This is a genomic window from Rhabdaerophilum sp. SD176 (genome assembly GCF_030143245.1).
Taxonomy (GTDB): domain Bacteria; phylum Pseudomonadota; class Alphaproteobacteria; order Rhizobiales; family Beijerinckiaceae; genus Rhabdaerophilum.
The window spans coordinates 608,269-628,311 of the sequence record NZ_JARJNS010000001.1; the positions used below are offsets into that span (position 1 = coordinate 608,269).

26 protein-coding genes are annotated in these 20,043 nt (G+C 64.9%); 13 read left to right on the forward strand and 13 right to left on the reverse strand.

Going from position 1 to position 20,043, the window contains the following annotated elements; all coding sequences use genetic code 11:
* Positions 1–9 precede the first annotated feature (9 nt).
* On the reverse strand, positions 10–1,140 hold the full coding sequence (locus P0652_RS03005; protein ID WP_284177263.1) for a transglycosylase SLT domain-containing protein: 1,131 nt from the start codon (positions 1,138–1,140) through the stop codon (positions 10–12).
* A gap of 150 nt (positions 1,141–1,290) precedes the next feature.
* Between P0652_RS03005 and P0652_RS03010 the strand changes: the two genes are divergently transcribed.
* Together P0652_RS03010 and P0652_RS03015 are read left to right on the forward strand one after the other, a co-directional pair.
* Positions 1,291–1,806: a MaoC family dehydratase gene (locus P0652_RS03010; protein WP_284177264.1), complete on the forward strand. Its 516-nt coding sequence runs from the start codon at positions 1,291–1,293 to the stop codon at positions 1,804–1,806.
* 8 nt (positions 1,807–1,814) lie between these two features.
* Entirely contained in the window at positions 1,815–2,693 is an 879-nt protein-coding gene (locus P0652_RS03015) for an HpcH/HpaI aldolase/citrate lyase family protein (RefSeq protein ID WP_284177265.1), read from the forward strand.
* Positions 2,694–2,731: 38 nt separating this feature from the next.
* Here the strand turns inward: P0652_RS03015 and P0652_RS03020 are convergent, their stop codons facing one another.
* A complete protein-coding gene (locus tag P0652_RS03020; RefSeq protein WP_284177266.1) occupies positions 2,732–3,334 on the reverse strand; it encodes a flavin reductase family protein in 603 nt (200 codons plus the stop codon).
* A gap of 130 nt (positions 3,335–3,464) precedes the next feature.
* Between P0652_RS03020 and P0652_RS03025 the strand changes: the two genes are divergently transcribed.
* The gene (locus P0652_RS03025) at positions 3,465–4,328 is read left to right on the forward strand and encodes an RgsD C-terminal domain-containing protein (RefSeq protein WP_284177267.1); all 864 of its coding nucleotides are present in this window, start codon (positions 3,465–3,467) and stop codon (positions 4,326–4,328) included.
* Positions 4,329–4,792: 464 nt separating this feature from the next.
* On the forward strand, positions 4,793–5,029 hold the full coding sequence (locus P0652_RS03030) for an Lrp/AsnC family transcriptional regulator (protein WP_284177269.1): 237 nt from the start codon (positions 4,793–4,795) through the stop codon (positions 5,027–5,029).
* 259 nt (positions 5,030–5,288) lie between these two features.
* Here P0652_RS03030 and thrS read toward each other — a convergent pair whose 3' ends face one another.
* Complete coding sequence (thrS, locus tag P0652_RS03035; protein ID WP_284177423.1) at positions 5,289–7,259, reverse strand: threonine--tRNA ligase; 1,971 nt, start codon at positions 7,257–7,259, stop codon at positions 5,289–5,291.
* Between the two features lie 187 nt (positions 7,260–7,446).
* Between thrS and P0652_RS03040 the strand changes: the two genes are divergently transcribed.
* Positions 7,447–8,241, forward strand: a complete 795-nt coding sequence (locus P0652_RS03040; RefSeq protein ID WP_284177270.1) for a hypothetical protein — start codon at positions 7,447–7,449, stop codon at positions 8,239–8,241.
* 10 nt (positions 8,242–8,251) lie between these two features.
* Here the strand turns inward: P0652_RS03040 and yidD are convergent, their stop codons facing one another.
* Genes yidD through P0652_RS03055 form a run of 3 tightly spaced genes read right to left on the reverse strand, consistent with a single transcriptional unit; the run spans position 8,252 to position 9,536 of the window.
* Positions 8,252–8,587, reverse strand: a complete 336-nt coding sequence (gene yidD, locus P0652_RS03045; protein ID WP_284177271.1) for a membrane protein insertion efficiency factor YidD — start codon at positions 8,585–8,587, stop codon at positions 8,252–8,254.
* On the reverse strand, positions 8,584–9,075 hold the full coding sequence (locus tag P0652_RS03050; protein ID WP_284177272.1) for a DUF4760 domain-containing protein: 492 nt from the start codon (positions 9,073–9,075) through the stop codon (positions 8,584–8,586). Before P0652_RS03050 ends, yidD begins: the two co-directional genes overlap by 4 nt.
* Positions 9,076–9,089: 14 nt before the next feature.
* A complete protein-coding gene (locus P0652_RS03055; RefSeq protein WP_284177273.1) occupies positions 9,090–9,536 on the reverse strand; it encodes an iron-sulfur cluster assembly scaffold protein in 447 nt (148 codons plus the stop codon).
* Between the two features lie 162 nt (positions 9,537–9,698).
* Here P0652_RS03055 and folE point away from each other — a divergent pair, with 162 nt between their 5' ends.
* Both folE and hisI read left to right on the forward strand, forming a co-directional pair.
* Positions 9,699–10,331, forward strand: coding sequence for a GTP cyclohydrolase I FolE (gene folE / locus P0652_RS03060; protein WP_284177274.1), 633 nt, complete (start codon positions 9,699–9,701; stop codon positions 10,329–10,331).
* A 172-nt stretch (positions 10,332–10,503) separates the two neighbouring features.
* Positions 10,504–10,914 carry a phosphoribosyl-AMP cyclohydrolase gene (gene hisI / locus P0652_RS03065; RefSeq protein WP_284177275.1) on the forward strand — a complete coding sequence of 137 codons (411 nt, stop codon included), beginning with the start codon at positions 10,504–10,506 and terminating at the stop codon, positions 10,912–10,914.
* Between the two features lie 18 nt (positions 10,915–10,932).
* On the opposite strand, the gene P0652_RS03070 is transcribed toward hisI, so the two are convergent.
* On the reverse strand, positions 10,933–11,364 hold the full coding sequence (locus P0652_RS03070) for a CBS domain-containing protein (RefSeq protein WP_284177276.1): 432 nt from the start codon (positions 11,362–11,364) through the stop codon (positions 10,933–10,935).
* 417 nt (positions 11,365–11,781) lie between these two features.
* Between P0652_RS03070 and P0652_RS03075 the strand changes: the two genes are divergently transcribed.
* The 3 genes from P0652_RS03075 (at position 11,782) to P0652_RS03085 (ending at position 14,211) form a co-directional block, all read left to right on the forward strand.
* Entirely contained in the window at positions 11,782–12,456 is a 675-nt protein-coding gene (locus tag P0652_RS03075) for a PAS domain-containing protein (protein ID WP_284177277.1), read from the forward strand.
* Between the two features lie 111 nt (positions 12,457–12,567).
* Positions 12,568–13,197 carry a PilZ domain-containing protein gene (locus P0652_RS03080; RefSeq protein WP_284177278.1) on the forward strand — a complete coding sequence of 210 codons (630 nt, stop codon included), beginning with the start codon at positions 12,568–12,570 and terminating at the stop codon, positions 13,195–13,197.
* A gap of 414 nt (positions 13,198–13,611) precedes the next feature.
* Positions 13,612–14,211, forward strand: coding sequence for a transglutaminase-like cysteine peptidase (locus tag P0652_RS03085; RefSeq protein WP_284177279.1), 600 nt, complete (start codon positions 13,612–13,614; stop codon positions 14,209–14,211).
* Positions 14,212–14,348: 137 nt separating this feature from the next.
* Here P0652_RS03085 and P0652_RS03090 read toward each other — a convergent pair whose 3' ends face one another.
* Both P0652_RS03090 and P0652_RS03095 read right to left on the reverse strand, forming a co-directional pair.
* The gene (locus P0652_RS03090) at positions 14,349–14,879 is read right to left on the reverse strand and encodes a gamma carbonic anhydrase family protein (RefSeq protein WP_284177280.1); all 531 of its coding nucleotides are present in this window, start codon (positions 14,877–14,879) and stop codon (positions 14,349–14,351) included.
* Between the two features lie 21 nt (positions 14,880–14,900).
* Positions 14,901–15,212 carry a DUF6949 family protein gene (locus P0652_RS03095; protein ID WP_284177281.1) on the reverse strand — a complete coding sequence of 104 codons (312 nt, stop codon included), beginning with the start codon at positions 15,210–15,212 and terminating at the stop codon, positions 14,901–14,903.
* Between the two features lie 274 nt (positions 15,213–15,486).
* Here P0652_RS03095 and P0652_RS03100 point away from each other — a divergent pair, with 274 nt between their 5' ends.
* Positions 15,487–16,236, forward strand: a complete 750-nt coding sequence (locus tag P0652_RS03100) for a hypothetical protein (RefSeq protein WP_284177282.1) — start codon at positions 15,487–15,489, stop codon at positions 16,234–16,236.
* On the opposite strand, the gene P0652_RS03105 is transcribed toward P0652_RS03100, so the two are convergent.
* From P0652_RS03105 to P0652_RS03120, 4 genes are all read right to left on the reverse strand, one after another.
* Positions 16,152–16,343 (reverse strand): hypothetical protein, encoded by a 192-nt coding sequence (locus P0652_RS03105; protein WP_284177283.1) that lies wholly within the window; start codon positions 16,341–16,343, stop codon positions 16,152–16,154. The two genes, P0652_RS03100 and P0652_RS03105, sit on opposite strands and share 85 nt — an antisense overlap.
* Before the next feature lie 24 nt (positions 16,344–16,367).
* Positions 16,368–16,577, reverse strand: coding sequence for a DUF3126 family protein (locus P0652_RS03110; protein WP_284177284.1), 210 nt, complete (start codon positions 16,575–16,577; stop codon positions 16,368–16,370).
* Between the two features lie 136 nt (positions 16,578–16,713).
* Positions 16,714–17,535 (reverse strand): serine O-acetyltransferase, encoded by an 822-nt coding sequence (gene cysE / locus P0652_RS03115; protein ID WP_284177285.1) that lies wholly within the window; start codon positions 17,533–17,535, stop codon positions 16,714–16,716.
* A gap of 100 nt (positions 17,536–17,635) precedes the next feature.
* Complete coding sequence (locus tag P0652_RS03120) at positions 17,636–18,409, reverse strand: alpha/beta fold hydrolase (protein WP_284177286.1); 774 nt, start codon at positions 18,407–18,409, stop codon at positions 17,636–17,638.
* A gap of 132 nt (positions 18,410–18,541) precedes the next feature.
* Between P0652_RS03120 and P0652_RS03125 the strand changes: the two genes are divergently transcribed.
* The gene (locus P0652_RS03125) at positions 18,542–18,790 is read left to right on the forward strand and encodes a zinc-finger domain-containing protein (protein ID WP_284177287.1); all 249 of its coding nucleotides are present in this window, start codon (positions 18,542–18,544) and stop codon (positions 18,788–18,790) included.
* A 10-nt stretch (positions 18,791–18,800) separates the two neighbouring features.
* Entirely contained in the window at positions 18,801–20,042 is a 1,242-nt protein-coding gene (locus tag P0652_RS03130; RefSeq protein ID WP_284177288.1) for an FAD-dependent monooxygenase, read from the forward strand.
* The last annotated feature ends 1 nt before the right edge of the window (position 20,043 follow it).

Genomic DNA, 20,043 nt, shown 5'->3' on the forward strand with positions numbered 1-20,043 from the left:
GTTCTCAACTCAACGCTTGGGAGAAGAAGGGGGCGGCGTCAGGTCGAGGGGACCTGTGCCGCCGAGATGGGCCGGCCGCATCGGCGGCAGGGGTGCCCGGACGGCCGGATAGGCCTGTGCCGGCTCGGCCGGCCGGGACAGCGCCTCGAAGCCTGCCAACGGCGAAGGCGGGTCGATATCGCTCAGGCGCTTGTCGACTGCCGCGACGATCGCCGCCTCGGCAGCAGCCACCTTCACCGGGTCCGCCCGCGGGAAGAAGGAGGGCGCGTTCGGGTTCATCCGGGACTCGGCAACCTTGGTCCAGGTCTTGCGGAGGTCGGCCCCGGCCTGGCTGTTCACACCGGTGCGGAAGAAGCCGCCCACCGCCGCCGCACTCGGTTGCGGCACGCCTGTCACCGTCACGCCGCGGGCTGGCGCGATGGCCAGTGGCGAACGCGTCGCCATTTCCGGTTCGGGCGCCATCCCCGCCTGCTGGATGGCCGGCGGCATGGTGGATGTGGCGCCGTCATGGAAGGAGACCAGCCGGGCATAGACCTCACGCGTCGTCCGCGCGCGGCCCTTCGGGTCGAAGAAGATCGAGCGATTGGCCGACGCGGCTTCGGGGAAGGCGCTCGCGGCAGACCGCTCGGGACTGCCATTGGCGAGGCCGATCAGTTCCTTCGCTCCGCCAGCACCCATGAAATGCGCGATATAGAGTTCGCCTCCGGTCGGATCCCGGCCGAGCGCATCCCGCAAGGATGCGCGGTTCTCGCTGGTGAAGACGCCGGCGAGCCGGGCGGAGAGGGTCGGATCCTTGCGAAGGGCCAGGATCTGCTGGCGCATATCGCCTTCGGGCACGACATAACGGCCGGAGCTGTCGCGCTGGATCGCGCTGGCTGCCTCGGCAAGGCCGAGATTGGGCCCCTCGCGCTTCACAAGGCCGAGCCAGGTCTGCTCGATGAACTGGAACAGGCCGGTGGCGCTCGAACTCGCGGCCTTGGCCTCGGGGTTGAGATTGGATTCGCGCTTCGCCGTCTTGACGAGGTAGTCGAAGGGAATGCCGGTCGCCTCGGAGGCCTGGCGCAGCGGCCGGGACAGCGGATGCTCGCCTTGCACCTGCGGCACCGACTCCGTCCGGTTCGGTGTGGTGAAAAAGAACATGGCGCGGGTCCCTCTGCCGGAGATTCGCTTGATCTCCGGCCCTCTTGAACTTTCTCCGTTTATGGTAAACCGCAGTTTAATTCGGCCGCAGAATTCTGTTCCGAATTGAAACGAACCGGCTTTCGGCCTCTGATTTTCAAGGATTTTTGCATGTCATCCCCTTTTCCCGCACCGACTCAGCCCTGGAGTCCGGGGACGCGCCATCCCCGCGGCGGCCGCTATTTCGAGGATTTCACCATCGGCGAGACCATCCGCCACGGCCTGACGCGCACCGTCACGCAGATGGACAACATGCTGTTCTCCAACATGACGCTGAACCCGCAGCCGCTCCATATCGATGCGCAGTTCTGCGCCACCGAAACCGAATGGGGCAAGCCGCTCATGAATTCGCTCTTCACCCTCGGGCTGATGATCGGGATCTCGGTCAACGACACCACGGTCGGCACCACAATCGGCAATCTCGGCATGACCGATGTGAAATTCCCTGCCCCGCTCTTCGAGGGCGATTCCGTGCATGTCACGACAGAGATCATCGCCAAGCGCGAGTCGAAATCCCGCCCCGATGCCGGGATTGTCGACTTCCATCACCGGGCCTACAAGCAGGATGGCACCCTGGTCGCGGAATGCCGCCGGCAGGCTTTCATGCGCAAGGCCATTCCGGGCTGAGAGGGTTCATGCGTTCGCTGCTGTTCATCCCGGGCGACGACCCGAAGAAGATCGCCAAGGGCCTCGGCTCGGGCGCCGATGCGCTGATCCTCGACCTCGAGGATTCCGTCGCGGCCAGCCGCAAGGTCGAGGCGCGCAACGTCGTGCGCGAGACCCTGCTGGCTCGCCAGCCCGGCCAGCCCCGGCTGGTCGTGCGCGTCAACGCCCTGCGCTCGGGCGATATCGCCGCCGATCTCGACGGCGTGATGCCCGGCGCGCCGGAGGCGATCATGCTGCCGAAATGCGAGGGCGGCGCCGACATCCAGCATCTTGGCGCGCTGGTTGCCGTCCGCGAGGCCGAAAACAACCTGCCCGATGGCGGCACGCGCATCATCGCCATCGCCACCGAAACCCCGATCGCGCTCTTCCGCCTCGGCACCATTCCGGGCGCCAGCCAGCGGCTGGAGGGCCTGACCTGGGGCGCGGAAGACCTGGCCGGGGCCATCGGCGCGGAGCGCAACCGCGACGAAAGCGGCCTCTACACCGAACCGTTCCGGCTGGCCCGCTCGCTGGCCCTCTTTGCTGCGGCGGCGGCGGATGTGACGCCGATCGACACGGTCTCGGTGGATTTCCGGAACATGGAAGCCCTCCGCGCGGAATGCCTCGCCGCCCGTCAGGACGGGTTCACCGCCAAGATGGCGATCCATCCGGCCCAGGTGCCGGTGATCAACGAGGTCTTCACGCCGGACGCCGCCGCGATCGCCTGGGCGCAGAAGATCGAGAGTTATTTCATCGAGCATCCGGATGCCGGCGTGGTCGGCATCGATGGCCAGATGATCGACAAGCCCCACCGCGTGCAGGCCGCGCGCATCCTTGCGCGGGCCCGCGCCGCCGGGGTGTTGGGCTGACGGGCAGATCGGTTGCGCCTCGTCAGGACGAAGCCGCCTCAGACCGTCGGTCGCTCCAGCGAGAACACGGATTCGACGGCCGCATATTCCATATAGCCCAGCCGGGCGAGATGGTTCATGGCCATGGAATCCACCTTGCCGTCGCGGAGGAAGGCGTCGTCGATATGCACGCCGACAACCTCGCCGAGGACGAGGAAATATGGCCCCTCCTGCCCGTCGAGACCCTTGAGATTCTGGATCGAGGTCACCTTGCATTCCAGCGCCGCTGCCGCGCCCTTCACGCGGGGCGGCCGGACGAGCCGGCTCGGCTCCATGACCAGGCCAGCCTTCTCGAACTCGTTGACCCCGCGCGGATAGGGGGCCGAGCTCTGGTTCATCGCCTCGACATCCGCCTTGATGACAATATTGCAGACGAATTCGCCTGTCTCTTCGGCATTGGCGGCGCTGTCCTTCATCCCGGCAGAGGAAAAGCCGACAATGGCCGGCCGGTCCGAAAACGCGTTGAAGAACGAATAGGGCGCGAGATTGGGGGCGCCATCGGCCGAAACGGTCGAGATCCAGCCGATCGGGCGCGGCGCGACGAGCGCCTTGAACGGGTCATGCGGCAAGCCGTGATTGCGCAGGCGCGGTTCGTAGAACATGGCAAACTCCTTGATGTTGCCGTCCAGATGGTTGATTGCCACGCTTAAGGCAAGATCATGCGCACAAACTGGCCTTGCTGGCTTGCCGAGGTGACTTGCCTGCCCGCGCTCTCTGTCGGAAAAGCCTGTGATGGATGTTGCCCGCCTGATTCCCCGCCTCCTGACGCGCCGGCGCCTTCTGGCCGCCGGAGGCGTGCTTGCGGCCGGGCTCGCGCCGGCCATGGCGCAGTTCGCACCGGGCCGGACCGGCATCCTCGCGCTGCGCGCCACCTATGGTGACCGGGGCGCCGAGATCCTGGGCGATCTCGTCTGGCGCATCTACACGGTTCGCGGGCCGGATGTGCAGCTCTACACCAAGGTGGAGACGGCGCGCCCGAGCCTCGTCCTGCCCCCGGGCCAATATGCGATCCATGTGAGCCACGGGCTTGCCACGGCAACGCGGAATATCACCCTGAGCGAGACCGGCTCTGTTGCAACCCTGCCGATCAGTGTCGGCGCGCTGACGGTGAACGGCCATCTCGGCGTGCCGGAGCGGCCGATCCCGCCGCAACGGCAGAAGCTCTCGGTCTTCATTCCAACGGCCAACAATTCGGAAGGCAAGCTCGTCACGGATTCGCTGCGCCCGATGACGCGGATCATGCTGCCCGAAGGCACCTACCACCTCGTCTCGACCTATTCGGGCTCGAATTCCGTGGTGCGGACCGATGTACGCGTCACCACCGGCCGCGTTACCGAGGCGGCGGTGAACCATCGCGCCGCGACGATGACGCTGAAACTCGTCCGACAGCGCGGTGGCGTGGCTCTGGCTGGCGCCGAATGGACGATCGAGACCCCCGGCGGCGATATCGTGGCCGAGGCGGTCGGCGCCTTTCCGAGCGTCGATATCGGCGAAGGCACCTACAATGTCCTCGCCCGCCACAATGACCGTGAGTATCGCGGCCAGATGAAGGTCGAGGGCGGCATCAACCGTGATTTCGAGATCATCGTGGAGTGACTCCGCCGTCATGGCCGGGCCTGGCCCGGCCATCCACGACTTCGGTTTGTTGGCAACAGTGAAGTCATGGATGCCCGCCCCAAGGGCGGGCATGACGGGAACAGCGGGACCTGCCGGGGAAATCTCCCCGACCCCCTTCACTTCACCCGAAAACTGGGCTCTGATCCTGCCGAAGCGCGAACGCGCGCCGGGCGGCCAGCCCGAACCCCGCGCAGCGGCAAGGAAAACTTCCTCACCCCCTTCACTTCACCCGAAAACTGGGCTCTGATCCTGCCGAAGCGCGAACGCGCGCCGGGCGGCCAGCCCGAACCCCGCGCAGCGGCAAGGAAAACTTCCTCACCCCCTTCACTTCACCCGAAAACTGGGCTCTGATCCTGCCGAAGCGCGAACGCGCGCCGGGCGGCCAGCCCGGACCCCGCGCAGCGGCAAGAAAAACCTACTCCGCGAAGCGGCAAGGAAAGAAAATGCAGACGTTTTTTGTCCAGATCAAATGCAAGCTCGGCAAGACCTACGAGGTTGCCACCGCTCTGGCCGATGCCGAGATCGCCTCGGAAATCTATTCCACGGCCGGGCATTACGATATTCTCGCCAAGTTCCACCTCGATGACGCGCATGATATCGGCCATTTCGTCGGCGAGAAGGTGCAGACGCTGCCGGGCATCCAGGACACGCTGACGGTGATTACGTTCAAGGCGTTTTGAAGCCAACCCTACGTGGCATATTGGAAGCCGCTCGACATTGCCGTCGCACTTGTGCTGCAGGGCAAGCCGGTGCGGTTTCCTGACCGCCAATGAAACGAAAAAGGGCTCGCAAGCGAGCCCTTTGACTAAATCCAGCAGCCTCTTGAATATCTCGCCTTGCGCGTGGACCCTTGCGGGCGGGGGGAGCTTTCGCAGCTGGTCTATCTGCCCGACATCGGTTGCAAAGCAATAAGTTCCATACTTTGCAACCTTTAGCGCCTCACCGCCTCAGATCCGGCGGCACCGCTTCCGCCTCCAGCATCGCCAGCGCCTCGTCGAGCGGCATCGTCACCTGCGCCTGCGAGCCAAGCCGGCGGATCGTCACCGTCCGCTCCTCGGCCTCGCGCTTGCCCACGGCGAAAATCACCGGAACCTTGGCGAGAGAATGCTCGCGCACCTTGTAGCTGATCTTCTCGTTGCGCGTGTCAGCCCGTGCCCGCAACCCGGCGGCGAAGGCGGCTTCCGTCACTTCATGCGCATACTCATCCGCTTCCGAGGTGATCGGGCAGACGACAAGCTGCTCCGGCGCCAGCCAGAGCGGGAAATGCCCGGCATAGCTCTCGATCAGGATGCCGAGGAAGCGCTCGAGGCTGCCGACAATGGCGCGATGCACCATGACCGGCTGCTTCTTCTCGCCATCGGCGCCGATATAGAAGGCACCGAACCGCTCCGGCAGGTTGAAATCCACCTGCGTCGTGCCGCATTGCCAGTCACGCCCGATCGCATCCTTCAGCGTGTATTCGAATTTCGGGCCATAGAAGGCGCCCTCGCCCGGGTTGAGCCCGGTCCTGATCTTGCCGCCGGATTCCGCGGCGATCTTGTCGAGCACGCGCATCATGATCGTCTCGGCCCGGTCCCAGGCCTCGTCGGTGCCGACGCGCTTTTCCGGCCGGGTGGAGAGTTTCACCACCAGGCTGTCAAAGCCGAAATCGCGATAGACCGAGAGCATCAGCTCGTTGATCTTCATGCACTCGGATTCAAGCTGCTCCTCGGTGCAGAAGACATGCGCATCGTCCTGCGTGAAGCCGCGCACGCGCATCAGCCCGTGCAGCGCGCCGGAGGCTTCGTAGCGATGCACCACGCCGAATTCCGCGAGGCGGATCGGCAGGTCGCGATAGCTCTTGAGCCCGTGCTTGAAGAGCTGCACATGGCCGGGGCAATTCATCGGCTTCAGCGCGAAGACCTTGTGGTCACGCGTGGCATCGAGCGGATTCTCGAAAGCCGAGGCCGATTTCACGGCGAACATGCCGTCCTGGTACCAGCCCCAATGGCCCGAGGTTTCCCAGAGGCTCTTGTCGAGAATCTGCGGCGCATTCACCTCCTCGTAATCGCGGCGCAAGCGCCGGCGCATATAGGCGATGAGCTGCTGGAACATGGTCCAGCCCTTGGAATGCCAGAACACCGTGCCGGGGCCCTCGTCCTGGAAATGGAACAGGTCCATCTCCCGGCCGAGCTTGCGATGGTCGCGCTTCTCCGCTTCCTCGATCTGCTTGAGATAGGCGTCGAGATCCTCCTGCGCGGCAAAGGCCGTGCCGTAGATCCGGGTCAGCATCGGGTTGTTCGAATCGCCGCGCCAATAGGCGCCCGCCACCTTCATCAGCTTGAAGGCCGTGCCGACCTTGCCGACGCTGGTCATGTGCGGGCCGCGGCAGAGGTCGATCCACTCGCCTTGGCGGTACATCTTGAGGTCTTCGCCCGGCGGGATCGCATCCACCAGCTCGACCTTGAAATGCTCGCCCTTCGCGCGGAAGAAATCCTTCGCCTGCTCGCGCGTCCAGAATTCCTTGGTGAAGGCCGTATCTTTCGCGATGATCTCGCGCATCTTCTTCTCGATGGCGGCAAAATCCTCCGGCGTGAACGGCTCGTTCCGGAAGAAATCGTAATAGAAGCCGTTCTCGATCACCGGCCCGATCGTCACCTGCGTGCCGGGCCAGAGCGCCTGCACCGCTTCGGCCAGCACATGCGCCGCATCATGGCGGATCAGCTCGAGGCAACGCGGATCGGTGCGCGGCAGGAACTCGATCCTTGCATCGCGCTCGATCGGATCGGCGAGGTCACGCACCTCGCCATCCAGCGCCATCACGGCGGTGCGCTTCAGCAGCGAGGGGGAAATGCCGCCGGCAATCGCCGCGCCGGTGATTCCGGCGGGAAACTCGCGCTGCGCGCCATCGGGAAAGGTGAGGGAAATCATGGGGGCCATCGGCCATTCTCCTGCTCACTCGGGGATACGGACCCCGTAAGCCAGTCCGGATGCTGAGGTGATGTCGATCGGCGAAGCCCGCATCCGGTCAGGGCGAATCGCGTCCGTCGGTGCTTGTAACCGCCAAAGGTTCACGGCACCTTGCTCCCGATAGACGACGCGCAGGACCAAAACAAGCATGTTCCAGCCCCGCCTTGCCCGCCTCGCCGCCCGGACCGCGCTGATCCTTGCCGCGCTCCTGCTGGTCCTTCCGGCCAGCCGGGCGAATGACGCGATGACCTTCACGCTCGGCCGGCTTGAATCCGCGCCGGCCTGCGGTGCCCCCTGTGCGCAGTTCATCGTCGCACGCGGCGAGATCACCCATGCCAGCGCCTTCGGCTTCTTCTATGCCCGCAAACGCGCCGGTGACCGCGACCTGCCGGTCATTCTCGAATCGCCCGGCGGCTACGTGATCGGCGCCACCTTCCTCGCCCGGAAATGGCGCGAGCTGGATGTCACGGCCATCATCGCACGGGCGGAGCCGACCTGCCGCTGGGGCGGGACTGGCCGGGCCTGCGACCCGCGGGATGCCGAGGGGCAGGTCCAGACCTTCCGCCTTGTACGCGGCGGCTCCTGCGCTTCGGCCTGCCCGATGCTGCTGGCCGGCGCGGTCCGCCGGCTTGCCATGTCTGATGCCCGGTTCGGGGTGCATCGACCGGCCATCAACCGCGATTCCGCCGCCGGGCGCCTCGCCCTCTCGCTGGGCGGCGAGGATGCCGGGGCAGGAAGGCGGCTGGACAGGGGCATCCCCGATCATTTCAGCGCCATGGGCATCGATCCGCGCCTCGCCGAGCGCTATCACGCCACGCCGAACGAGACGATGGACTGGTTCCCGCTGGAGGAAGCCCGCGCGCTCGGCCTTGTTAACGCCCTGCCGGCTGAAGTGGCGGGGCACCCGGCCCTGCCGAAAGCCTTGCTGGAGGCGATCCGCTGACCGGGAAGGCTCAGCGAGACCCCTCGCCGGATTCCGGCCCTGCCGGGCGCATGCCCTCCGGCACCCACGTCTCCTGCCACCGCCCGTAGCGCCACGGCCGGTACCAGGCGGCATCGTCCGGAAGTTCCTCACACACGAAGTCGAGCCCGGATGTCCCGCCCGGTCGGCAGCGGCAGATCCGGGCCAGGCCCATCCAGCCGCCCGGCCAGACGCCATGCTTGTCCACCGCGTCGATCATGTATTCCGAGCAGCTCGGCATGTGCCGGCATGTCCGCCCGATCAGCGCCGAGAGCGTGTAGCGGTAGAGATAGACCGGCGCGAGGAAGAGGTGGCGAGCGAGCGTCAATGTTTCTCGGCCATCCACTGCCGGGCTAGTTTTTCCCATTCATCGTAGAGGCGTGGATTGCCAACAAGCACGCGTATCACTTGGATCGCTGACTCAGCTGCCTGAAAGTCAGTTAGCATCGAACCACGAAACCAAGCCTGATAAAGACGGGGGTCGATCACTTTCTTTCGCATCGCCAAGGCAAGCAGCTCATAATCATTGAAAATATATCGAATAGAATTGGCCTCCTCGGTATGCTGGCGATCGTGACTGAACCAAACCGCCAGTGGTTCGGGCGAAGCACGGAGGTGGTTGAATGTAACGCGATGCTGCTGGTAGCGCGCATCCCACTCCCGCTTGAAAATCAGGTCAATAGCGGCACGATCACGGGCCATCTGCCGGTTTGCTCTGATGTTAACATAGGCCCAAATGCTGGCAACCATTGCAGAAAATACGGCTGTCCCAGCGGTCACCAAAGGGGCAATGTAAATGAATTCAGCCAATGTCATGATTTGAGGTGCCCTCACTCCGCCGCGACAGCCCGCTTCGCCTCGATCTGACCGATCGCATCGATCACGGCATCGAAGGTGAGCAGGGTCGAGGCATGCCGGGCCTTGTAATCGCGCACAGGCTCAAGCACGCGGAGATCGGCCCATTTGCCGTCCGGCGCTGCGCCATTCTCCTTGAGCATCCGCCGCGCCACCTCGCGGATCTCGCGCAGCTCCGCTGCCGTCGAGCCCACGACGTTCCGCGCCATGATCGAGGAGGAAGCCTGCCCGAGGGCACAGGCCTTCACCTCATGGGCGAAATCGGTGACAATATTGCCCTCCATCACGAGATCGACGGTGACAGTGGAGCCGCAGAGCTTGGAATGCGCGGTCGCGCTCGCCTGCGGCGCTGCAAGACGCCCCTGCCGGGGAATGTCAGCAGCCAGTTCCAGAATGCGGCGGTTATAGACATCGTCGAGCATGGAAAATCCTCTTGCAGGAAAAGATAAGGCCAAAGCCGCCGAATTGCCATAAGCTGGAGCCATCCTCTCAGAAGAGGCGCCGCGACAAATTTCCTGGCTGCCGGGCAATCCATGCCCTGCAGCCCCGCGTAAGCCGGACAACACAACAACAGGAGGCGCCACATGGATGCAGTGGTTAAGACCTTTCCGGCCAGGTCTTCGGTCCGGAAACCCGTCGATCGTCCGTCTCGTGAGGAAGCCGAAGCCGCCGTGCGGACTCTGCTTCGCTGGGCCGGCGACGATCCGACACGCGAAGGCCTTCTCGAAACGCCCAAGCGCGTCGTCAAAGCCTACGAAGAGCTGTTTTCCGGCTACCAGAAGGACGCATCCGAGGCCCTCTCGAAGGTTTTCGAGGAAGTTGAAGGATACGACGACCTTGTTCTGGTGAAGGACATCCCCTTCCACTCGCATTGCGAGCATCACATGGTTCCCTTTGTGGGCAAGGCCCATATCGCCTATTATCCCGAAGGGGGCGTTGTCGGCCTTTCGAAGCTTGCCCGCGTGGTCGATATCTTCGCACGGCGGCTCCAGACGCAGGAAACCATGACGGCAGAGATCGTCCAGGCGATCGATTCTGCCCTGCATCCGCGCGGCATCGCCGTACTGGTTGAAGCCGAACATATGTGCATGTCCATGCGCGGCATCCAGAAGCAGGGCGCCTCGACGACAACCTGCCAGTTTACCGGCATTTTCCGGGATGACCCCTCCGAGCAGGTCCGCTTCTTCACGCTGCTGAATACCGGCCGCCGCAGCTGAGCGGCGGCGCCCACTCTTCCGATGTTGCTCGCGCCGGGCCGCTCTCCCGCCCGATCCTCCCCGAGCAATATCGCCTTCAAGGCCGGGCCCTGCCCGGTCTTTTTTCTTGTCCGCCTGGCGCCGCCAAAGAAAAAGGCTTGATTCGGCACGCCGATCGCCCAACAACCGCGGCATGTGGACGCCATCGACCCCCTTTGCCCCGCCAGGCACCAAGCTGGACCTCGAGGAAGGAACCCGCCTCTCGCCCCGTTTCAATGCTGACGGGCTGATCACGGCCATCACGGTCGATCACGTTGATGGCGGGATTCTCATGCTCGCCCATATGAATGCCGAGGCGCTCGCGCGCACGCTCGAAACCGGAGATGTCTGGTATTTCTCGCGCTCGCGGAATGAATTGTGGCGCAAGGGGGCAACAAGCGGCCACACCCAGCGGTTGGTCGAGATGCGGGTGGATTGTGACCAGGATGCCGTGCTGATCCGGGTCGAGCAACTGGGCCCGGCCTGCCATACCGGCCGGCGATCCTGCTTCTACCGCCGGGTCGAGGCGCGCGATGGCGGCTTCGTCCTCGTGACAGAGGACTGAAGCCGCGAAGGCTGCGGCTCAGCTTGCGGCGATATAGTCGCGCAGGGTCGCGCTTTCCTGCTCAAGCTCGGCGAGGCGATACTTCACCACATCCCCGATCGAGATCATCCCGTCGAGCCGCCCGTCCAGAACCACCGGCACATGGCGGAACTTTCCGGCCGTCATGATCTCCATCACCTGGTTGATCGGCGATGCGGCGACGCAGGTCACAACGCGCCGGGTCATGTGATCGGCCACGCGGTCTTTCATCGCGGTCTCGCCGCCGGTGGCAACGGCGCGGACGATATCGCGCTCGGAAAGGATGCCGGCGATGGAGCCGCCGGCACCGGCGACGACGACGGCACCGATGCGGTGCTCGGCCAGAAGCACCGCCGCCTGCTGAAGGCTCTGCCCGGGCTCCACCGTGATCACGGCTCTGCCCTTGTTCGCGAGAATCTTGCCAACGCTCATCGGTCGCTCCCTTGTTGCGGTTCTGGCGCGGCCTCGCCACGCGGGCCGCGTGACATACGACTTTTGTCGAAATCGCAGCCGGACGCAACGCGAAGATGTTGCGCAGCGCAATATGAGAATTTGTGAATAAGGGGCCCGGAAAAGTAAACGCCGCGCCCGGAGCCAGGCGCGGCGTGAATTCCTTGGAGCGAGTGAAAGGTCTCACATTGCCCCGGATTCCGCAATTGCCATTCCTGATTAAGGTTACTTTGACCGGCTGCGCGGCCGCCCGGGCGTTAACTTCTGCCGGCACGGATTTCGCGAGGCACGAGGCCAGAGGCCCGTCCTGTTCCGGATCGGAACGGATCGGCCACCTGAACCAGAAATCAGCGTCCGCCCTTTCCCGAAAGGGGACGGGACCGAGCCCGGGAAGCCGTCATGCGTCATTCGTCGATCCGCTCCGTCTATGCCTACTGGAACCATTTGCGGGCCCACCGACCGGCACCGTTCCGCACGGAGGTCGATCCGCGCGCGCTCGCGCGGGAGCTGGGAGACCTGTTCCTGCTGGAAGGCGAACGCGGGGACATGCAGTTCCGCCTCGCCGGATCACGCATCGTCCAGGCCCTCGGCGACAGCCTGACCGGCCGGCGCTTTGCCCTCCTCTGGGAGGACGGGGCGAAAGCCGGCGCCGAGGAAGCCATTGCGACCGTGCTGGAGGCCGAAGAGCCGATGCTCCTTGGCATACGGCTGTCCGAACCCGAAATCCGGCCCGAGCCGTCCCCGACGCCGCCGCCGCCATCCCGCCCGGCTCCGTGGCTCAATCTCCGCCCGTTACCCGGCCCCCGGATCGAGCGCCGCGCGCCGCTGGGCCTTGCCGGCGAATTGCTGCTGCTGCCGCTGCGCCACCCTGCGGGGTCCGGCCGGCGCATCTTCGGGGCGATGGCCCTGTTCGCCCCCCCGGCAATACCGCGCACCACACCGGCCCGGCTGGTGATTTCCGGCGGTCGCATGCTCGGCCGCGATGCCCTGCCCCTGCGCGGCTTCGATCTGGTTCCGGGCGGTGTCGAGCGGCGCGCGCACCTGCTGGTGCTGAAGGGCGACCGCGATAACTGATCCCGGAGCCGCATGGAACCGGGGGCGAACAGGCTTAAGCTTTCGTTTCCGGCTTCATGGCAAAGTGCATCATCGTGCTTTTCCACGGGAAATCGGATGTCTTTGCCTTTGATGAAACCTCGGGATTCTGCTGTCCCGGCGCGCCTTTTCCGGATGAGCGACGAGCAGCGCCAGGGGCCGCGCGTCAAACTGTCGATCGGTGGCCGCTTCATGCGCCCGGACCGGAGCGAACATGGCGCCACGATCACCGAGGCATCCCTGCGAACCATGGAGATCGAGTCGGACGCCCTTGTGGCCACGGGCGAGCGCATCGTCGGCTATTTCTACACGATCGGCCGGATCGAAGGCAAAGTCCTCCGCGTGAAGTCGAGGACCTTCATCCTTGAGCTGGTGACAACCCTGGTGAAGCGCGATCGCCTGGCCAGCCAGCTGATCTGGCTCGCCAACCGCGAGATCCTCAACCTGCCCGAAGACCGCCGCCATGACCGCGTGGTGCCGAACGACCCGCGCATCAGCGTCCGTCACAAGCTGTCGCCGCATGTGGAGCCCGTCAACGGCCATCTGATCGACGTTTCGCGCTCGGGCGCGGCGCTCTCGATCCGGGGTGATTTCGGGAAGGGCGATGAGATCATCATCGGCACCACGCCGGCCCGCGTGGTCCGTGTGTTCGATGGCGGCATCGCGGTCGAGTTTCACGGCTCGGTCCCCGAAGCGATGTTCGACGTCAAGATGCGGCTCTAGGACCTGCACCTGCACGCTGCTCCCGCAATGACGCGGGGGTGCCGGCCGTCAGGATGCCGGCTGTATCGGAAGGAAGCCGCCCCCCGGGCGGCTTTTTTGTGCCTGAAACGAGAGAGCAGCCCACCGGCCGGAAGGCCGTCTTTTCGCTAGCCTTTATTCGCGCCTAACTGGCCTAGTAAATCCTGATTAATTCTGGAAGCTGCAATTTGATCGATCTTTTCGAGGATCTTCAGATAGTTGTTTTTATTCAATATCTTATATGGTTAACAAATTTTTCTCTCCGCTCTTTGGAAAATGTACCGGGCGGGCATGCTTAGAAATCCCTTAATCCGACATCGAAAATCCGAGCACTGAAAATCGCCGGATTTGAAAAGGACCCATGCGATCACTCATCTCGACGAACGGGAGGGGTGCATGAAAAGCGTTATCGTCAAGACTGCAGGTTTTATTGGTCTATTGATGCTTGCGAATACTGGGGCGCAGGCACAGCAGACAGCAAGCATCGGTGCGGCAACATCGCCGCCTCTGGGCTTCGTGCAATTCTGCCGTGATTACCAGGAGCACTGCGAGAACCGCAGCTTCGCGCGAACCACCATCCAGCTCTCTGAAGCGAGCTGGCGGACGATCGTGAAGATCAATGCCGATGTGAATCGCGAGATCATCGCAGTGACCGATCAGGATCACTGGGGAACGCCCGAGCATTGGTCTTTCCCTGAAGATGGAAAGGGCGATTGCGAGGATTTCGTCCTCGAGAAGCGTCGGCGCCTCGTGAAGGCCGGCTTCCCGATCCAGACCCTGCTGGTCACCGTGGTCCGTGACCACAAGGGTGACGGGCATGCCGTGCTCACGGTCAAGACCGATCGCGGCGATTTCGTTCTCGACAACCAGGTCGGCAAGATTCTCGCCTGGAAGGAGACCGGCTACCGCTTCATCAAGCGGCAGGCCGATGACAATCCGGCCCGCTGGGTTTCCCTTGGCGGCATCGATACCAGCACGGTCGCGGCAAGCCGCTGACCTCGACAGACGGAGTTTCGCAAGTCACGGTCAGGTCCCCACCCCACCCCGTCCCCCCGGATCGGGCTTGCGAGATAGGGCCGGTTCACGTCACCCGCGTGAGCCGGCCCGCCTTTTTTCAGAGCGGTCGATAGGGGTCAGCCGACAATCTTGAGGCCGGCAGCAAAGCGCTTCCAGTTTCGGGCATAGCCCGCGGCCGAACCCCGGAGCCCCTCCAGAGCCTTCTCGTCCAGCGTCCGGATCGACCGCGCGGGCGAACCCACGATCAGCGACCCCGGCGGAAATTCCTTGCCCTCGGTCACTAGCGCATTGGCACCCACCAGCGAGCCTGCGCCGATCTTCGCGCCGTTCAGCACGGTGGCGCCCATCCCGATGAGCACATGGTCGCCAAGGACGCAGCCATGCAGGATCGCCCCGTGGCCGATCGTGCAGCCGCGCCCGAGGATCATCGGGAAACCCATATCGGTATGGAGCATCGCATGCTCCTGGATATTGGTCTCGGGCCCTATCGTGATCGTCTCGTTGTCGCCACGGATGACGGCGCCGAACCAGATGCCGACATCGGCCCCGATCACCACCTTGCCGATCACATGGGCATCCGGCGCCACCCAGAACTGCCCCTCTCCCGGGGTTTCCGGTGCATGGCCATCGAGCGCGTAGAGCGGCATCGCGATTCTCCTGTCGTTGCCTCAGCCTTGCATAAGCTTCAGCAACTGGAAACCGATCGCGATGGACCAGAACGAGGCGATGATCGTCGACATCGCCACGAAATGGATCGGACGACGCTCGTATTTGCGGCCCCGGAGCGTGTTCCGCATGATGATGGCCGGCCCGGCTGCGGCCAGAAGCGGCAAGGCGGCGAGCGAGCCTGTCCCGCCCGCCAGGAGCAGGCTGAAGCTGACGGGCTGGTGCCGCCACGCGCTGTAGACCGAGGCGATCAACCCGGCAAAGGCAAAGCCGAGGCCGAGGGCGAGAAAGGAATCGATTTGGTGAGCCGACATGACGCTGAACTCCGCAACCTGTGTTTGCGAGAGGCGTTGCAAACCTCATGCTGCGATGTACTGCGCCAGATCGGATCAGGAAAACCGGTTTCGTAACCTTTGGTTAACGCTAACGACACGTTACAGCGCTGATTTCACAGCGCTTCGGCGCAAGCCTGCCTGATCTTGTGCCCAATGAGGCCCGATCCACCCCCGTCCCGTTCCGGCACGTTCCCGGCGCGAGCGGAATCGGGCCTTAAGGGCGGATTAACCATGATCTGGCTTCCATACGGGCATGAACCGCCTGATCCTCGCTTTGGCCCTGTTCGGAATCGCCCTTGGCGCCAATGCTGCCCTGCTGATGCGGGCCGGCCCCGGCCATGCGCCTCAGCTGGGCACCGCCCGGGTGGAACTGGGCCGGATCACGTTGGCCGTGCCGCAGGCGCTGATCCGTGAGAAGGTCCAGTTCGCCGGAGGCTGGCTCGACCGGCTCGATCTCGCCGTCGGGATCCAGGATTTCGAGCCCCTGCCCCAGCCCTCGGCGGAGGACCCGTTTCGCCCGATTCCGGAGCGGCTGACGCTGATCCTCACGGCATCCCGCGGCGAGCCAGTCGCGGCAGAATTGTTCCACACAGTCTATGCCCGGTTCCTCGCGCGGGAGACCTGGTCGAATCCCGGCGGTCTTGTCATGCGGCGCTTCCGCCAGGGCACGCCCTACGAGGACCGGGAACTCTATCTCGGCGTCGGCGGGCGCAGGCCCTTCGTCGCGCTGTGCCCCCTTGACGCGCATCGCGAGATGGAACCCTGCCTGACCCGGATCCGCGTTGGAGATCTGGATGCAGAACTGCGTTTCAACGCCCGCCATCTGCCGGAATGGCGGCGGATCCTTCAGGAAGCGAGCCTGCTGGTGGAAAACCTGCCGGTCCCGCAAGACCAGAGCCGTTCTGGCGGGACGCGCGCTCACTCAACTCCGGCGATGAAGACCAGCATCAGCGCAACCAGCACGATCCCGCCCAGCAACGAGAAAATCAGCGGCACACCGTAATAAAGGCAGATTGCCGCGCCGGCGGCGGTGCCGAGCCCGAAGGCCGCTGCCACCTTCACCAGTTCCTGCACGATTCCGCGGATCAGCTTGCTGAAGAAATCGCCCATGGATGGGTCACCCTTGCGAAGGGGTTACTCGAGATCGGTATCGAGAATGGCCATTTCGAAGAAATACGACTTGTCGCCGTCCTCGTTATCCTCGGACACCACGCCGATGAACTCGTCGCCGATATAGACCTCGGCTGAATCCTTCTTCTTGGGACGGGCGACAACCCGGATCGCCGCATTTGCAAAGGTCCGCCGCAGATAGGTTTCCACCTTCTGGAGATCCGCCTTGTCCATGATTGTCCCCCCCCTCTCATCACGCTATGACAGCCGATCCGGAATCGCGGCGGCCATCCGTGCGGGACTTGCCATCTTGCCGGGACGAGGACAACCGGAAAAACACAGACTGGCTGCGCCTTCCCCGGTTACGCGCTCAAATGCCGCTGTCGATCACCTGGTCCATCGAACGCGACGGCTCGGCGCAGCCCGCCTCGCCGACCACGCGCGCCGGCACGCCGGCCACGGTCTTGCAGCTCGGAACCGCCTGCAGCACGACCGAGCCGGCCGCCACGCGGGCGCAATGGCCGATCTCGATATTGCCGAGGATCTTCGCGCCGGCCCCGATCAGCACGCCGCGCCGGATCTTCGGATGCCGGTCGCCATGCTCCTTGCCGGTCCCGCCGAGCGTCACGCCCTGGAGGATCGAGACATCATCCTCGATCACCGCCGTCGCGCCGACCACGAGGCCCGTGGCATGGTCAAGGAAGACACCCTTGCCCATTGGCACGGCCGGGTGGATATCCGTCTGGAACACGGCCGAGGCGCGGCTCTGCAGGTAGAGCGCGAAATCCCGCCTTCCGTTGGTCCAGAGCCAATGGGCGAGACGATGCGTTTCGATCGCATGGAATCCCTTGAAATAGAGCACGGGCTCGATCACCCGCTCGCAGGCCGGATCGCGGTCGAGCACCGCCATGATATCGGCGCGCAGGCTTTCCCGGAAAGCCGGCTGGGCCTCGACGAATTCAGCGAAGGCCTGTCGGATCAGGCTGGCGGAAAGATCGGTATGGTCGAGCCGTTCGGCGATGCGATGCGCAACGGCGGCCTCGAGCGAGCGCTGCTGCAGGATCGTCGCCAGCACGAGGCCGGCAAGCGAGGGTTCACCGGTGCGCACGGTTTCCGCCTCCTGGCGGAGCTGCGCCCAGACCGGGTCGAGTTGGGCGAGGGACTGCACCCTCTCGGCGATGGCCTTGACCATTTTCAGGTCCTTTCCGCTGTGTTGCCCATGAATGTATCATCCCCGCGGGAAAAATCGACTGCCCGGCGCCGGCGGCGTTAACACGATTGCTTGAGGCCGTTCAGCCCGCGCGGATCCGCTCGAAGAACCCGAGCACCGCCTGCCGGTGCGCGCGGTCGCCCACCGCAAGATTATGGTCACGCCCCTCGATGGCAAAGGCCTCCGCCGCGGGCATGAGCGCGACGAGCGGCTCCGGCGCACCGGCAATCGGATCATTGGTCCCGACACAGACGATCGCCGGCGTGGTGATCCGGCCCGCCTCGTCCGGCGTCAGCGCCTGGCGCGACCCACGGATACAGGCGGCCAGCGCTGCCAGATCCTGGCGGTTCCGGTCGGCAAAGGTGCGGAACATCTTCTGCGTCGGATCGGTGATCGCCTCCGGGTCCGGGCGCTCCAGCGCCTCGGCGATCCCGAGCGGCAGGCCGACACCGTCGACAAGATGGATTCCCAGCCCGCCAAGCGCGAGGCCACGCAGCCGCTCCGGCGCCCGGAGCGCGACGAAGGCGGAGATCCGTGCCCCCATCGAATACCCCTGCAGGAAGGCGCGCTCGATCCCGAGATGGTCGAGCAGGGCCAGCGCATCGCCGGCCATCCTGTCAGTATGGTAGGCTGCCGGCTCGGTCGGCTTCTCGGAAGCGCCATGGCCGCGATTCTCGATCGCGATCACGCGGTAGCCGGCATCGCCATAGGTCTTGAACCAGCCCGGGAAATTCCAGTTCACCTCGATGGACGAAGCGAAGCCGTGCACCAGAAGCACAGGCATGTTGTGGCCATCCGCGGCCGGTTCATCGCGATAGGCGAGCCGCAGCCCGTCGGAATGGAAATGATGCAGCATGCCCTTCGCCTAGCCGCCTTTGCGGGTGGGTGCAACCGGGCGCAACGCGCGGGATGACCGGAAGTTTAGCTTGGCCGGACCGTTCAATCCCGCTATTCACAGGGGAGCCAATGCCATCAGGAGAGACGCGCCATGGCCGAGAAGTCGGTGCCACATTTCCAGAATTCCGCCGGCCTCCGGGAAATCCGGGTTGGCGCACGGGAATTCATGTGCATCGGCGCGCTGCCGCCCTTCGATCACCCGCATGTCTATCTCGATATGGGCTCGGACAGCGAGATCATCTGCCCCTATTGCTCGACACTCTATCGTTTCGATGCGGCCCTGAAGGCCGGCACCTGCGCGCCGCCAGATGCCGGCTGGCAGGAACCGGACGCCGCCTGAGCCCTTTCCGATGCCCGAGGATCGAGAACGGCCCGACGCGCTTGAGGCCAAACCGCATGTCCTGATCGCCGGCGCCGGCATTGGCGGGCTGTCGGCTGCGCTTTTCGCGGCCCGTGCCGGCTGGCGCGTCACGCTGGTTGACCGCGAACCCGCCTTGCAGGAAGCAGGGGCAGGGCTGCAGATTTCCCCGAATGCCGCCCGCCTTCTGGCCGGGATCGGCGTGCTCGGCGCGCTGGATGACATCGCTGTGGAGCCGAACGGCATCCTCGTGCACCGCGCATCGGACGACCGTATCCTGACCCATGCCCGGTTCGGCCATCGCATCCTCGCGAAATTCGGCGCGCCTTTCCTCGTCGCCCACCGGGCAGACCTCCAGCGCGCGCTGCTCGACAAGGTCGAGGCGCATGTGGCCATCACCCTGAAACTGGGCCTTGCCCTGCAGGAGATCCACGAACGGCCGGAGGTCATCGAGGCCGATTTCGTAGCCGCCGACGGCACCCCCCTCCGGATCGGCGCGGATCTCCTGGTCGGCGCTGACGGACTCTGGTCCCGCGCGCGGAAGCTCTGCGGCCTGCCCTCGCCCTCGCGCTATTCGGGCAAGACCGCCTGGCGGACGCTGATCCCGCGCGAGGAGGCCCCGCTTTTCGCCCGCGAGCCGGATATCCATCTCTGGCTCGGTGCGAATGCCCATCTCGTCCACTACCCGGTCCGCGGCGGCCACGAGATCAACGTCGTCGCCATCATCGAGGATGACTGGCGCGAGGAAGGCTGGTCAGCGCCCGGCTCCCCGGATGTGCTGGCCTCGCGCTTCGCCGGCTGGCATGCCCGCGCCCGCAGCCTGATCGCCGCCGCCGAAAGCTGGAAGCGCTGGGCGCTGGTTGACCGCGCGCCGGAAACGCGCTGGTCGCGCGCCCGGATGACATTGCTCGGCGATGCCGCCCATCCGATGATGCCTTTCCTCGCGCAAGGGGCCAGCCAGGCCATCGAGGATGCGGCATGCCTCGGCTCGCTGATCGCCGGGGTCGGCGCTGACCCGGCCGCCCTCGCCGCCGCGCTTCTGCGCTATGACCGGCTGCGCATTCCGCGCACGGCGCGCATCCAGAAAGCGGCGCGGAGCCAGGGTCGGCTCTATCACGCCACCGGCCTGCAGGCCCGCCTTCGGGATACCGCCCTCTCCGTCCTCCCGGGTGATGCCCCGCTGGAGCGCTTCGGCTGGATCTACCGGCACGATGCCCGCGTTCCGGGAGCCTGAC

Excerpts from the sequence above, each read along its gene's own strand:
- P0652_RS03075 (WP_284177277.1), top strand. The coding sequence starts at position 11,782 with ATGCGTCATTCGTCGATCCGCTCCGTCTATGCCTACTGGAACCATTTG.
- P0652_RS03085 (WP_284177279.1), top strand. The coding sequence starts at position 13,612 with ATGAAAAGCGTTATCGTCAAGACTGCAGGTTTTATTGGTCTATTGATG.
- P0652_RS03030 (WP_284177269.1), top strand. The coding sequence starts at position 4,793 with ATGCAGACGTTTTTTGTCCAGATCAAATGCAAGCTCGGCAAGACCTAC.
- thrS (WP_284177423.1), bottom strand. The coding sequence starts at position 7,259 with ATGATTTCCCTCACCTTTCCCGATGGCGCGCAGCGCGAGTTTCCCGCC.
- P0652_RS03050 (WP_284177272.1), bottom strand. The coding sequence starts at position 9,075 with ATGACATTGGCTGAATTCATTTACATTGCCCCTTTGGTGACCGCTGGG.
- P0652_RS03130 (WP_284177288.1), top strand. The coding sequence starts at position 18,801 with ATGCCCGAGGATCGAGAACGGCCCGACGCGCTTGAGGCCAAACCGCAT.
- P0652_RS03080 (WP_284177278.1), top strand. The coding sequence starts at position 12,568 with ATGAAACCTCGGGATTCTGCTGTCCCGGCGCGCCTTTTCCGGATGAGC.
- P0652_RS03090 (WP_284177280.1), bottom strand. The coding sequence starts at position 14,879 with ATGCCGCTCTACGCGCTCGATGGCCATGCACCGGAAACCCCGGGAGAG.
- P0652_RS03070 (WP_284177276.1), bottom strand. The coding sequence starts at position 11,364 with ATGAGCGTTGGCAAGATTCTCGCGAACAAGGGCAGAGCCGTGATCACG.
- folE (WP_284177274.1), top strand. The coding sequence starts at position 9,699 with ATGGATGCAGTGGTTAAGACCTTTCCGGCCAGGTCTTCGGTCCGGAAA.
- P0652_RS03015 (WP_284177265.1), top strand. The coding sequence starts at position 1,815 with ATGCGTTCGCTGCTGTTCATCCCGGGCGACGACCCGAAGAAGATCGCC.
- P0652_RS03110 (WP_284177284.1), bottom strand. The coding sequence starts at position 16,577 with ATGGACAAGGCGGATCTCCAGAAGGTGGAAACCTATCTGCGGCGGACC.
- P0652_RS03125 (WP_284177287.1), top strand. The coding sequence starts at position 18,542 with ATGGCCGAGAAGTCGGTGCCACATTTCCAGAATTCCGCCGGCCTCCGG.
- P0652_RS03040 (WP_284177270.1), top strand. The coding sequence starts at position 7,447 with ATGTTCCAGCCCCGCCTTGCCCGCCTCGCCGCCCGGACCGCGCTGATC.
- P0652_RS03105 (WP_284177283.1), bottom strand. The coding sequence starts at position 16,343 with ATGGGCGATTTCTTCAGCAAGCTGATCCGCGGAATCGTGCAGGAACTG.
- P0652_RS03025 (WP_284177267.1), top strand. The coding sequence starts at position 3,465 with ATGGATGTTGCCCGCCTGATTCCCCGCCTCCTGACGCGCCGGCGCCTT.
- hisI (WP_284177275.1), top strand. The coding sequence starts at position 10,504 with ATGTGGACGCCATCGACCCCCTTTGCCCCGCCAGGCACCAAGCTGGAC.
- P0652_RS03055 (WP_284177273.1), bottom strand. The coding sequence starts at position 9,536 with ATGCTCGACGATGTCTATAACCGCCGCATTCTGGAACTGGCTGCTGAC.
- P0652_RS03095 (WP_284177281.1), bottom strand. The coding sequence starts at position 15,212 with ATGTCGGCTCACCAAATCGATTCCTTTCTCGCCCTCGGCCTCGGCTTT.
- P0652_RS03120 (WP_284177286.1), bottom strand. The coding sequence starts at position 18,409 with ATGCTGCATCATTTCCATTCCGACGGGCTGCGGCTCGCCTATCGCGAT.
- P0652_RS03020 (WP_284177266.1), bottom strand. The coding sequence starts at position 3,334 with ATGTTCTACGAACCGCGCCTGCGCAATCACGGCTTGCCGCATGACCCG.
- P0652_RS03100 (WP_284177282.1), top strand. The coding sequence starts at position 15,487 with ATGAACCGCCTGATCCTCGCTTTGGCCCTGTTCGGAATCGCCCTTGGC.
- P0652_RS03005 (WP_284177263.1), bottom strand. The coding sequence starts at position 1,140 with ATGTTCTTTTTCACCACACCGAACCGGACGGAGTCGGTGCCGCAGGTG.
- cysE (WP_284177285.1), bottom strand. The coding sequence starts at position 17,535 with ATGGTCAAGGCCATCGCCGAGAGGGTGCAGTCCCTCGCCCAACTCGAC.
- P0652_RS03010 (WP_284177264.1), top strand. The coding sequence starts at position 1,291 with ATGTCATCCCCTTTTCCCGCACCGACTCAGCCCTGGAGTCCGGGGACG.